This window comes from Cyanobium sp. A1C-AMD (genome assembly GCF_024346495.1).
Classification (GTDB): domain Bacteria; phylum Cyanobacteriota; class Cyanobacteriia; order PCC-6307; family Cyanobiaceae; genus Cyanobium_A; species Cyanobium_A usitatum.
Genome location: NZ_JAGQDB010000008.1, coordinates 38,787 through 49,717 on the forward strand (window position 1 = coordinate 38,787; position 10,931 = coordinate 49,717).

At 66.9% G+C, this 10,931-nt stretch carries 15 protein-coding genes; 8 read left to right on the forward strand and 7 right to left on the reverse strand.

What is annotated here, in order from left to right; genetic code table 11:
* The first annotated feature begins 34 nt into the window (after positions 1–34).
* Positions 35–691, forward strand: a complete 657-nt coding sequence (gene cysC, locus KBY74_RS02810; RefSeq protein ID WP_254941412.1) for an adenylyl-sulfate kinase — start codon at positions 35–37, stop codon at positions 689–691.
* Here the strand turns inward: cysC and KBY74_RS02815 are convergent.
* Together KBY74_RS02815 and purE are read right to left on the reverse strand one after the other, a co-directional pair.
* Positions 648–1,760 carry an AI-2E family transporter gene (locus KBY74_RS02815; protein WP_254941413.1) on the reverse strand — a complete coding sequence of 371 codons (1,113 nt, stop codon included), beginning with the start codon at positions 1,758–1,760 and terminating at the stop codon, positions 648–650. The two genes, cysC and KBY74_RS02815, sit on opposite strands and share 44 nt — an antisense overlap.
* Positions 1,760–2,317 (reverse strand): 5-(carboxyamino)imidazole ribonucleotide mutase, encoded by a 558-nt coding sequence (purE, locus tag KBY74_RS02820; RefSeq protein WP_254941414.1) that lies wholly within the window; start codon positions 2,315–2,317, stop codon positions 1,760–1,762. The genes KBY74_RS02815 and purE overlap by 1 nt, the downstream gene beginning before the upstream one ends.
* Before the next feature lie 50 nt (positions 2,318–2,367).
* Here purE and KBY74_RS02825 point away from each other — a divergent pair, with 50 nt between their 5' ends.
* The 4 genes from KBY74_RS02825 to KBY74_RS13830 all read left to right on the forward strand — a co-directional run bounded on the left by KBY74_RS02825 (position 2,368) and on the right by KBY74_RS13830 (position 4,722).
* Positions 2,368–3,537: an N-acetylglucosamine-6-phosphate deacetylase gene (locus KBY74_RS02825; RefSeq protein ID WP_254941429.1), complete on the forward strand. Its 1,170-nt coding sequence runs from the start codon at positions 2,368–2,370 to the stop codon at positions 3,535–3,537.
* A gap of 26 nt (positions 3,538–3,563) precedes the next feature.
* On the forward strand, positions 3,564–4,277 hold the full coding sequence (gene bchM, locus KBY74_RS02830) for a magnesium protoporphyrin IX methyltransferase (protein WP_254941415.1): 714 nt from the start codon (positions 3,564–3,566) through the stop codon (positions 4,275–4,277).
* A gap of 89 nt (positions 4,278–4,366) precedes the next feature.
* Entirely contained in the window at positions 4,367–4,573 is a 207-nt protein-coding gene (locus KBY74_RS02835) for a 2-oxoisovalerate dehydrogenase (RefSeq protein ID WP_254931865.1), read from the forward strand.
* A complete protein-coding gene (locus KBY74_RS13830; RefSeq protein ID WP_396123070.1) occupies positions 4,570–4,722 on the forward strand; it encodes a type II toxin-antitoxin system HicA family toxin in 153 nt (50 codons plus the stop codon). Before KBY74_RS02835 ends, KBY74_RS13830 begins: the two co-directional genes overlap by 4 nt.
* A gap of 117 nt (positions 4,723–4,839) precedes the next feature.
* On the opposite strand, the gene KBY74_RS02845 is transcribed toward KBY74_RS13830, so the two are convergent.
* The 4 genes from KBY74_RS02845 to KBY74_RS02860 are packed head-to-tail and all read right to left on the reverse strand — an operon-like array spanning position 4,840 to position 7,701.
* Positions 4,840–5,484: an alpha-ketoglutarate-dependent dioxygenase AlkB gene (locus tag KBY74_RS02845; protein WP_254941416.1), complete on the reverse strand. Its 645-nt coding sequence runs from the start codon at positions 5,482–5,484 to the stop codon at positions 4,840–4,842.
* Entirely contained in the window at positions 5,477–6,448 is a 972-nt protein-coding gene (locus tag KBY74_RS02850) for an RluA family pseudouridine synthase (RefSeq protein WP_254941417.1), read from the reverse strand. The genes KBY74_RS02845 and KBY74_RS02850 overlap by 8 nt, the downstream gene beginning before the upstream one ends.
* A complete protein-coding gene (locus KBY74_RS02855) occupies positions 6,438–7,166 on the reverse strand; it encodes a response regulator transcription factor (protein WP_254935541.1) in 729 nt (242 codons plus the stop codon). Before KBY74_RS02855 ends, KBY74_RS02850 begins: the two co-directional genes overlap by 11 nt.
* Before the next feature lie 34 nt (positions 7,167–7,200).
* Positions 7,201–7,701 carry a hypothetical protein gene (locus tag KBY74_RS02860; RefSeq protein ID WP_254941418.1) on the reverse strand — a complete coding sequence of 167 codons (501 nt, stop codon included), beginning with the start codon at positions 7,699–7,701 and terminating at the stop codon, positions 7,201–7,203.
* Between the two features lie 19 nt (positions 7,702–7,720).
* On the opposite strand from KBY74_RS02860, the gene KBY74_RS02865 reads away from it, so the two are divergent.
* A complete protein-coding gene (locus KBY74_RS02865) occupies positions 7,721–8,866 on the forward strand; it encodes a cysteine desulfurase family protein (protein WP_254941419.1) in 1,146 nt (381 codons plus the stop codon).
* Positions 8,867–8,889: 23 nt separating this feature from the next.
* Here the strand turns inward: KBY74_RS02865 and KBY74_RS02870 are convergent, their stop codons facing one another.
* Positions 8,890–9,402 carry a DUF456 family protein gene (locus KBY74_RS02870; protein ID WP_254941420.1) on the reverse strand — a complete coding sequence of 171 codons (513 nt, stop codon included), beginning with the start codon at positions 9,400–9,402 and terminating at the stop codon, positions 8,890–8,892.
* A 65-nt stretch (positions 9,403–9,467) separates the two neighbouring features.
* Between KBY74_RS02870 and KBY74_RS02875 the strand changes: the two genes are divergently transcribed.
* Together KBY74_RS02875 and KBY74_RS02880 are read left to right on the forward strand one after the other, a co-directional pair.
* The gene (locus KBY74_RS02875) at positions 9,468–10,235 is read left to right on the forward strand and encodes a hypothetical protein (RefSeq protein WP_254941421.1); all 768 of its coding nucleotides are present in this window, start codon (positions 9,468–9,470) and stop codon (positions 10,233–10,235) included.
* 142 nt (positions 10,236–10,377) lie between these two features.
* Positions 10,378–10,931, forward strand: a 554-nt coding sequence (locus tag KBY74_RS02880) for a hypothetical protein (protein ID WP_254941422.1), incomplete at its 3' end; no start/stop codon positions are given.

Below are 10,931 nucleotides of genomic sequence, written 5' to 3' on the forward strand. Positions count from 1 at the left end.
AGAATGCCCCCATCCGTCCCAACGCCCTGCGCCGATGTCCGCCGCTCCCACCAACCCGACCTACGGCGAAGTCACCACCCAGGGAGCCTCCACCAACATCGCCTGGCACCACACCTCGGTGGATCGCTCTGGCCGGGCCCTGCAGCGCGGCCACCGCAGCGCCATCCTTTGGTTCACCGGCCTCAGCGGCTCGGGCAAAAGCACCCTGGCAAACGCCGTGAACTCCGCCCTGTTTGAACAGGGACTCAGCTGCTACGTGCTGGATGGCGACAACATCCGCCACGGCCTCTGCAAGGACCTGGGCTTCTCCGATGCTGCCCGCGAGGAAAACATCCGCCGCATTGGCGAGGTGAGCAAGCTTTTTCTAGATGCGGGGGTGGTTGTGCTCACGGCCTTCGTGTCGCCCTTCAAGGCCGACCGCGACAAGGCCCGCGCCCTGGTGGGCGCCGGCGACTTCATCGAAATCCACTGCGCCGCTGACCTGGAGGTTTGCGAGGGGCGCGACACCAAGGGCCTTTATGCCAAGGCTCGGGCCGGCGAAATCAAGGAGTTCACGGGCATCTCCAGCCCCTATGAGGCCCCAGAGCAGCCCGAGCTGCGGGTGGATACCGGCGCCCAGAGCCTGGAGGATTCGGTGGCCGTGGTGCTCAGCTATCTGGCAGCTCAGGGCGTGATCCCGCAGGGGAGCTGAACACCGGCACCTCACCGGAGCGGAGCTGGTCGCCCCAGGCATCGAGGAAGGTCTTGGCACAGCTGGCCACCGGCACCGCCAGCACCAGGCCGAGCAGATCCCCCAGGCCCAGCAGGCTGCCCAGGCGCGCACCCAACGGCAGGCTGATCAACAGCCAGGCCGGCTGCAGGCCCACAATCCGGCCCATCAGGCGGGGCTGGATCACCTGGTCCACCACCTGGCCAACGCTGATGGCTGCGGCCAGCACCTCGAGGCCCGTGCGGGGATCATCCAGGGCGAGCAGCACGCTCACCGCCACGATCGTGAGGGCACTGGCGTAGGGCACCAGGGTGGTGAAACCGATCGCTACCGCAAACAACACCCCATAGGGAATGCCCAGCAGGGTGAACACCACGATCTGGGCCAGGCTGAGGATCAACGCCAGCACCACCTGGCCGGCGAAGTAGCCGCGGAAGGTGCGGTTCAAGGTGGCCACCACCAGCTCCCGCACCCGCGGCGGCAGCCACTGGGCCAGGCCGGCACTGATGCCCTCCCCTCCCAGCAGCAGAAACACCGCCAGCACCAGCACGATCACGGTGTTGACCGTGAGGCCCACGGTGGTGCCAAGCAAGCTCAGCAGCTGCTGGCTGAATTGGCGGGCCAGCTGGCTGGTGCGGGTGAGCAGTTCGCTGCTGATGTCGCCGAAATCGGTGGGCAGACCCCGCGCCACCGCCCAGGCCTGCAGCTGCTGCAACAGGGTTTCCCCCTGGGCCAACCAGCCCGGCAGGGCCGTGATCAGCTCGCCCAGCTGCTCGATCAGCCGGGGCACCAGCCAGACGGCGGCCAGGCCGATCAGGCCCACACTCACCCCCACCACCAGGGCGTAGGCAAGCCAGCGCGGTAGACCGCGGCCCATCAGCCAGCGGCTGGGCAAATCCAGCAGGAAGGCGATCAGGGCCGCCGCCACAAACAGGGCCGGGAAGGGCGCCAGGGGCAACAGCAGCTGGCGCAGCACCCAGAGATTGAGCACCAGCAAGGGCAGGGCCAGGCCGGCCTTGAGCCAGGGGGGCAGAACGAGCCGTTCCAGCATCAGCCCATCTGCTCCAGGTAAACCCGGCTGCCCAGCTGCTGCAGCCGGGTGTCCTTGGCCGTTACCTGGCCGTGCAACCCATCTCGGTAGTCCGAGATCTCCTGGGCGAGGCGGGGATCAGCGGTTGCCAAGATTTGCGCCGCCAGCAGGCCAGCGTTGAGGCCATTACCGATCGCCACCGTGGCCACCGGGATACCAGCGGGCATCTGGACGATCGAATGGAGCGAATCCACACCCGATAGGGCCCGGCTTTGCACCGGCACTCCGATCACCGGCAGGGTGGTGAGGGCCGCCACCATGCCGGGCAGATGGGCGGCGCCGCCTGCGCCAGCGACGATCACCTTGAAGCCGCGCCCGCGGGCCATCTGGGCAAATTCCACCATCTCCAGGGGAGTGCGATGGGCAGAGAGCACCCGCACCTCTACCGCCACCCCAAACTGCTCCAGCACCTGCACCGCCGGCTGCATCGTGGGCAGGTCTGAGTCGCTGCCCATCACCACCGCGACTCTGGGAACACCGGGGGCCGCGGGCGAATCGGAAGGGGGGACGGCAACCACGCAGGCGCAGGCGGAGAATGGCATTGTCCCGTCTGGCGGCCCTTCTGCCCATGCGCTGGCTCAGCAATGTGCGACTGCCCCAGGCCCAGCGCTGCAGCCATGGCGCCAACCAGCGCTGGCGCATCGGCCTGGATGACGACGATCTGATCAGCCTGGTGGAGCCTTTGCCCGCCGGCAGCCGGGCCGCCGGTGACGACTGGCACGGCGACTGGCTCAGCCCGGCCGGGGTGGATCTGCAGATCAACGGCGGCCTTGGCCTGGCTTTTCCGGAGCTCACGCCGGCCGATCTTCCCCAGCTGGAAGCGCTGCTGGAGCTGCTCTGGCGCGATGGGGTCGAAGCGATCTGCCCCACCCTGGTGACCTGCGGCGTTGCACCCCTGCGCCAGGCCCTGGCCGTGCTGGCCGAGGCGCGGGCAGCCCACCGACCGGGCCGCTGCCAGCTGCTGGGCGCCCACCTGGAGGGTCCCTTCCTTGAACCCAGTCGCCGGGGCGCCCATCCCGCCCAGCACCTGGCCGCCCCGAGCCTGGCCGCCCTGCTGCAGCGCATCGACGGCTTTGAAAGCGACATCGATCTGGTGACCCTGGCCCCAGAACTGGAGGGGGCCGGCGCCGTGATCACCGCCCTGGCCGAGCGGGGAATCGTGGTGAGCCTGGGCCACAGCGCGGCCACGGAAGCCCAGAGCCACGCCGCCTTCACTGCCGGGGTGACGATGCTCACCCACGCCTTCAACGCCATGCCTGACATGCACCGGCGCGCGCCAGGGCCGGTGGCGGCTGCCGCCCTGCGGGGGGATGTGGCAATCGGCCTGATCGCCGATGGGGTGCACGTGGCCCCCACCATGGCGGTACTGCTGCAGCGACTGGCACCAGAGCAGGTAGTGCTGGTGAGCGATGCCCTGGCCCCCTACGGCCTCGGCGAAGGCCAGCACCGCTGGGATGAGCGCTTGCTGATCGTGGCCGACGGCAGCTGCCGGCTGGAAGACGGCACCCTGGCCGGCGTCACCCTGCCCCTGCTGGAGGGGGTGCGGCGCCTGGCCCAGTGGACCAGTGAGCCGGCCCGGGCCATCGCCGCCGCCACCGTGCTGCCCCGGCGGGTGCTGGGCGATGACCGCAGCCTCGACCAGATGCTGCTGGGCATGCCCCTGGCGGAAACCCTGCGCTGGCAGGTGGGGCCCGCCGGACTCAGCTGGCAGCGGCCCGGAGCAGAAGTCACTCCCTAGGATCCGCGCCACGACCGGATATGCCCATGGCCCCCGACCAGCTACTGGAAGCCAACCAGGCCGAAAAACTCGAGGTGAAGGGCTACTTCGAAACCACCGGCTTTGAGCGCTGGAATCGCATCTACAGCGACAGCGACGACGTCAACCGGGTGCAGCGCAACATCCGCATCGGCCACCAGAAGACGGTGGACAACGTGCTGGCCTGGCTGCAGGAGCAGGGCGGATTGGAGAGCCGCAGCTTCTGTGATGCCGGCTGCGGCGTAGGCAGCCTGACCCTGCCTTTAGCCCAGCTGGGTGCGGGCTCAATCGCCGCCTCCGACCTCTCCGCCGCGATGGTGCAAGAAGCGGAGCGCCGCGCTGGTGAGCTGGGCGTCAAGCCCGGCCAGATCAGCTTCCTGGCCTCCGATCTCGAGAGCCTGGAGGGCCGCTACGACACGGTGATCTGCCTGGATGTGTTCATCCACTACCCCCAGGCCCCGGCCGAGGAGATGGTGCGCCACCTGGCCTCGATGGCGGAGAGCCACCTGATCGTGAGCTTCGCTCCATACACGCCGCTGCTAGCCCTGCTCAAGGGAATCGGCCAGCTGTTCCCAGGTCCCAGCAAGACCACCCGGGCCTACACCCTGCGCGAGGCGGGCATCGTGGCCGCCGCGGCCAAAGCCGGCTTCAAGCCCATGCGCCGCAGCCTCAACAAGGCGCCCTTTTACTTCTCAAGGCTGATCGCCTTCGAGCGGGACTGACCCCGCAAAGCGGGCAATCCCGCAGACCAACCAGCCCCCTGATTCGATGCCAGACTCTTGCTTGGCAGAGGGCCCCGGGCAAAAGCACGATGAATGAAATTCTTTTTGTCGTGGAAGAAGCCGAGGACGGGTCATTCCGAGCCAACGCCGTTGGCAGTTCTATTCACACAGAGGCGGAGGATTTGGAGCAGCTGCATCAAGAGATTCGTGATGCAGTGCACTGCCACTTTGAGGAGGGTGATGCGCCCCCGTTGATACGGCTTCATCACGTGCGCCAGGAACTGCTGGCCCTGTGAAGATCCCCCGTGATCTCGATGGTGCAGAACTAGCGCGGCGGTTAGCCCGATTTGGCTATGCCGTGACGCGACAAAGTGGCAGCCACATGCGACTCACTCGCCTGCTGCCGAACGGGCGGGCAGCAACACCTCACCATCCCCGCCCATAAACCTTTGCGTGTGGGCACACTCCGACAGATCCTCAAGGACGTGGCCAATCAAGTTGGCACCAATCTGGACGCGCTGATCCAAGCGCTGGATGCCTGATCGCCTTCGAGCGGGGCTGATTAGCGGCTGGCCCGCACCACCCGAAACGTCAGGTTGAGGCGCTGCTGCTGCAGCCGCAGCCGGCGCGGCAGGGCGTGCTGCCACCACAGCTGGGTGGGGGGCTCCATCAACAGCAAATCGCCGTTGTGCAATGGAATGCTGAACGGGGTGCAGTCGTCAAAACCAGCAGGCAACTGGCAGGCACCGGAGGCGACAGCGGCGCGATTGCGCGGGCTCGGCTGGGGCCGCAGGCGGAAGTCGCGGGGGGCTCCAAGGCTGAGGGAGGCGATCGGTGCGGCGGGCTCGAGCTCGGGTTCATCGTCCGCATGCCAGCCCATGGCGTCGCGGCCGTCGCGGTAGCGATTGAGCAACAGGGAGTTGAAGCGCCAGCCCGTGAGCACCTGCAGGGCCTCGCGCAGCTCGGCGGCAGCCGGCGACCAGGGCTCAATCGCGTTGGCCAGGCCGCTGTAGCTGTAGCCGCAGCCGGGATCGGCCATCCAGCAGGTGAGCCGCGGCAGCAGGTGGCGGCGGCCGTAAATCGTGATCGCCTCCTGCTTCCAGGGCACCTCGAGCTGCAGGCGCTCCAGCAGCTCAGCCGCGGCGCTGGGCGCCAGCCAGGCCGGCCAGTGGCGCAGGTGCAGGCCCGGGGCTTGAACTTCAGCCATCGGCAGCTCCGCGCAGGGCTTCGGGCAGGGGCGCCTCCAGCGCAAGCAGGCCGCCATCGGGGCAGACCAACCGCAGCCGGTGGGCGTGCAGGTGGTAACCACCATCCCCCGGCAGGGCCTGCTCGGCGGCCAACCCGCCCGGGACGTAGAGCGGATCGCCCAGCAGGGGCGCCCCGGCGGCGGCGGTGTGGATGCGGATCTGGTGGGGCCGCCCCGTAGCGATCGTGACCTCCACCAGCCAAGCCCGCTCGCCTCGCTCCAGCAGACGCAATTCGCTGCGGGCCGGCAGGGCAACCGGATCCGCCGGAGCCGCGGCCCATATGGTGCCCAGCCGGGTATGGGGACAGCGACCAATCGGCGTGGTGAGGCTGAGCTGTTGGTCGGGCTCCAGCGCCAGCAAGGGGGAGTCGGGGACCGGGGGCTGGAGCAGGGCCCGGTAGGTCTTGGTGCAGCGGCGTTGCGCCGTGCTCTCCCGCAGCAAGGCACTGAGCCAGGCACGGCTGGCGGAACGGCGGGCACACACCAGCAGGCCGGAGGTGAAGCGGCCCAGGCGGTGCACGGGCCGGGCGTCAGGCCAGCGGGCCTGCAGCTGGGCCAGCAGGGTGTGCTCCAGGAAGCCACCGGCCGGCAGCACCGGCAGGCCGCTGGGCTTGTTGAACACCAGCAGGTCGCCGTTGTCGAACAGGGGGCTGGGCAGCACCGGCACGGCCGCCTCCTGCCAGGGGGGCCGATGCCAGATCAGCTGATCTCCGGCTGCGAGGGCCCCATCGGCCTGGAGCTGCTGGCCGTTCCTGGAGATCTCCCCGGCGGCGAGGCGCTGCAGCCAATCGGTAGGCGTTGAATGGCGATAGCGACCGGCATAAAAAGCGCTGACGCTCTGGCCGGCGACCCTGGGGGCGATGCGATCCCTGTAGGCGAAGCCGCCATTGAGGGCGGGACCTAGCCAGCCTGTCTCAGTCAACAAGCCCGTGCTCGAGGGCGTAGCGCACCAGTTCGGTGCGGCTGGCGGTGCCGGTTTTGATGAACAGCCGACTGACGTACTTCTCGACGTTGCGGATCGAGGTTTCCAGCCGCCGGGCGATTTCTTTATTCATCATCCCCTCGGCCACCAGCTGCAACACGCTGGCCTCCCGCGGCGTGAACACATGCTCGGGCGCGCTGGCTGGCTTCTTGGCACTGCCCGTGGCGAGCAGGGAGCGAATCTCGGTAATCTGCTTGGACAGCTGGCCAATGTCGGCATCGGCGAAGCGGGCCGCCTCCGCCAGCAGCCGCTGCTGGCGCTTGACGACGTTATGGACCCGGGCCACCAACTCGTCGGGATCGAAGGGTTTGGGGATGTAGTCGTCGCAGCCGGCCTGGAAGCCGGTGACGCGATCAGCAGTCATGCCCTTGGCGGTGAGGAAGATCACCGGCGTGCCACCCAGGCGCTCGTCGGCGCGCAACTTCTGGAGCAGCCCGTAGCCATCGAGGCGGGGCATCATCACGTCGCTGAGAATGACGTCAGGCAGCATCTCCTGGGCCACGGCCCAGCCCTCCTCGCCATCGTTGGCGGTGGTCACCGCGAAGCCCTCGTCCTCCAGATAGGCCTTTACAGCTGTGCGCAGGCCGGGCTCGTCGTCGACCAGCAGCAGGCGCACGGGCGTCACTTCTGGTTCCTGGGCCGGGGTCAGATCTGGGTTCATGGCGGCCACTCTGCACAAATCAGTCTGCAGGCGCTCAGCGGGAGCGTCCAGGCACGATCTGCTCGGATTCCCGCAAGCTGCCGCTATAGCCGAGCTGGCGGGCCAGGGGGCCCAGGCCAGCTGGATCCTTGCCGGCTTGCTCGGGGAAGCAGGTGGCCCACCACACCAGGTGGTCGATGTGATTGGCGGGCGTTATCGCTCCGCCCGGGTTCAGCTCGCGGATGTAGAGGTTGGGGCCATCGCTAGTAACCCGCATCGGCGCCGAAGGGGTGCAGCGGATGGTTTCGCTGCGCACCTTGACGTCGTTGGGCTGCTCATCCCAGAGCTTGATGCGCCACAGGCCGGGGGTCTTGGCATCAGCTACAGCCCCATAAATACCAATCGCCTGCTTGCCGCCCAGGCCGGGGCGCTCCTGCAGCAGCAGCAGTCCTGGCGGCCGGGCATCCTCTGGCCGCACCCCGCCGCCCTCCGCCCAGCTGGGTGGCGCCAGCGCTGCTGCAAGGGCCACCAGCAATAGGGTTCTGGTTGGCAACATGGAAGCCTGCAAGCACCCCATGCTCGCCTACCTCGACCACCACGCCACCACTCCCTGCGATCCGGCGGTGGTGGCGGCGATGGCGCCCTGGTGGAGCGAGCACTGCGCCAATCCAGCCAACCGCCTTTATCGCCCGGCCCTGGAAGCTGCCGCCGCCGTGGAGCGGGCCCGGGGCCAGCTGGCCCGAGTGCTGGGCAGCAGCGCCGAAACCGTGATCTTCACCAGCGGCGCCACCGAAGCCAACAACCTGGCCCTCAAGGGGGTATGCGAAGCGGCCCTGGCAGCTGGCACCCCCCGGCGGCGACTGGTGAGCCTGGTGAGCGAACACCGGGCCGTGCTCGACCCTCTGGCCTATCTGGGCCGCCACGGGTTTCCGGTGAGCCTGGTGCCCATCCAGCCCGATGGCCTGGTGGATCTGGCCCAGCTGGAGGCGGCCCTCGGCGACGACGTCCTGCTGCTGAGCGTGATGGCCGCCAACAACGAAATCGGTGTGCTCCAGCCCTTGGCCGCCATCGCGGCCCTCTGCCGGCAGCGGGGAGTGCTGCTGCACGTGGACGCCGCCCAGGCCGCCGGCCACATCCCCCTTGCCATCGACAAGCTGGGCATCGACTTGCTCAGCCTCAGCGGCCACAAGTTTTATGGACCCAAGGGGGTAGGGGCTCTGCTGGTGCGCCCGGGGCTCAAGCTGGCTGCCCAGCTCCATGGCGGCAGCCAGCAGGACGGCCGCCGGGCCGGCACCCTGCCGGTGCCCCTGGTGGTGGGGCTGGGCCACGCGCTACTGGGGGCTGAGGCTGATCGGGAGGAGCGGGCCGGGCAGCTGGGAACCCTGCGAGACCAGCTCTGGGAGGGCCTGCGCGACCTCGGCGGCATCGAGCTCAACGGGGTGGAGCTCAACGGTGGAGCGCCGCGGCTGGCCCACAACCTGAACGTGACGGTGCAAGGGGTGGATGGCACGCGCCTGCACCGGCTGCTGCGCCAGCGGCTCGCCGTGAGCAGCGGCTCGGCCTGTAGCCAGGGCTCCCCCTCCCATGTGCTGGCGGCCCTGGGCCGCAGCCGTCAGCAGGCGGCCGCCTCGATCCGCTTCGGGCTGGGGCGTGGCAGCAGCGATGCCGAGATCACCCTGGCCATCGAAACAGTTGCGGCCGCGGTGCGGGAGCTGCGCTGAGAGCAGAGGCCAGCCCACCAAGCTCAGCGCGTCAACAAAATGAAGCCGAGTACCCCCACCACACCCAGCAGGGCTTGAGCCAACCTGCTCACCAACATCCCCACCAGCACCGCCAACCCCACCTGCAGAGCCCTGCCCAGGCCACCGCGGGCCGCCAACCACTGGGCCAGACTCGCCCCCAGGAAGGGGCCCAACAGCAGGCCCAGCAGGGGGCCACCAACGGGCAGGGCCGGCAGCAGCCCGAGAAGGCCCACCAGCAAGCCCAGTCCGGCGCCCAAACCCGCCCAACGACTGGCCTGAAGCTTGGCTGGACCAAGCACCAACCCCAGGGCCTCGGCGCCCCAGCCGAGCACCAGCAGCACTAGCGCCAGCAGCAACGACGGCCAACCCGCACTCCAGCCCACAGCCCAGATCCACAGCAGCGCCCCTAGGGGCAGCAAGGCCAATCCCGGCAGCACGGGCAGCAACGCACCGGGGATGGCTAACGCCTGAATACCCAGGCAGAGCCACCAAAGCAGCGGGGCGGCATTGCTCAAAGCATCACAACTGGGATGCGCGCTGCTGCCTTCATAGCTACCGTCCGGCGCATCTGCCCTTGATCATGGCCCTCACCCCATCCAGCGACAGCCGACTGCACGTGCTCCAGGCCGTGGAAGACGGCTGGGCTGCTTTTTGCCGCGCCCCCTGGGCTTTTTTGCTGTTTGAGGCCCTCTCTGCCCTGATCCTGCTGCCCTTCGCCGCCCTGGCCGCCGTAGGCGGGGCTCGCCTAGCCAGCGTGAATGAGGTGATGGCTGTGCACCCCACCGGCGCCTGGGCCGCCCTGATCGTGGGCGTGATCGGCTACGTGATCATTGCCCTGTGGACCGTGGTTGGCCTGACCCGCGGCGCCTGGCTGAGCCTGGAGGGCCGCAAGCCCTGCTTCGCCGACTTCACCCGCTGGGACCGTCCCGCCAGCGCCCGCCTGCTTGGTTCCGGCATCCTGCTGGCAATCGTCATAGCCGTGGCCGGTGCCATCGCCACCCTGATCGGGGCAGGCCTGGGCAAGCTCAACGAGGCCCTCAGCGTGATCCCCATGATCGTGGTGGCAATTTTCTACATCTGGCTGCTGGTCACCCAGAAGTTCCTGATTCAGGTGTCACTACTGGGCACAGCTAATCCCACCAAAACCATTGGTTCTGGCGTGAACGTAGTGAATCCCAGCTGGTGGCTGGTGCTATGGCTCGGAATCATCGAGGGCGTGGTCCACACCATCGGCGGCCTGTTCAGCTACGGCGGCCTACTGGTGGTGGTACCCCTAGTGCTGTGCATCTCAACCGCCGCCTTCCGCCAGCTGTTTGGCGCCGAAGACCGCACCGGCCTGATCGGCTGACATTTAAAAATTCAGCAAGAGTGCATCGAGCCCTCAAATTTAAGGCGACCTTAAGGATCGGCAAAAGAGGCTCATTGTGCTCAACAGCACAATCCCAACTAAACCCTTACAGCCAAAATAACTATTAGCTATAGATCCATCGGTGCCTCCGATTGTCAGCAGTCTAAAAGCACAAGCAAAATATTTTAATTACGTAATAATAGGTCCTCGGGTACTCCCCTCTAATTCATCACTTCTGCGTCAACGAGCAGCAAGGCTCAGCGTTTTACTGGTATGCGTTGGGCTTTTGGCATTCACGATTGACGTACCGATTGCCCTGCTTACCTCAACACACCCGCTGCCGAGAGAGATTAGCAATATCCTCCGGCTTGCAGAAATAGGTGGCCACGGCACTGGTGCAGCAATGATTCTCATTGCTGCTCTAGCGATAAAGCAAATCAACTGGCGCAAAAAGAGGGACCGATTAATTGCCTGCCAACTAATCGCCGGAAGCTACCTTGGCGCATTAATAGTTGACCTTCTAAAGCTAACGATAAACCGTGTAAGGCCCCATTCAGCACTGCTTAATCTACGAACCAGCTTTCTCGACACTTTCGGGCAAGAATTACTCAAACCCGATTCCGTTAGGGAGTCTCTGGGCAACATAGGATTAAGAATATTCTTATTTCTTAAGTGTGTCGTTTTTGTTAATTGTGT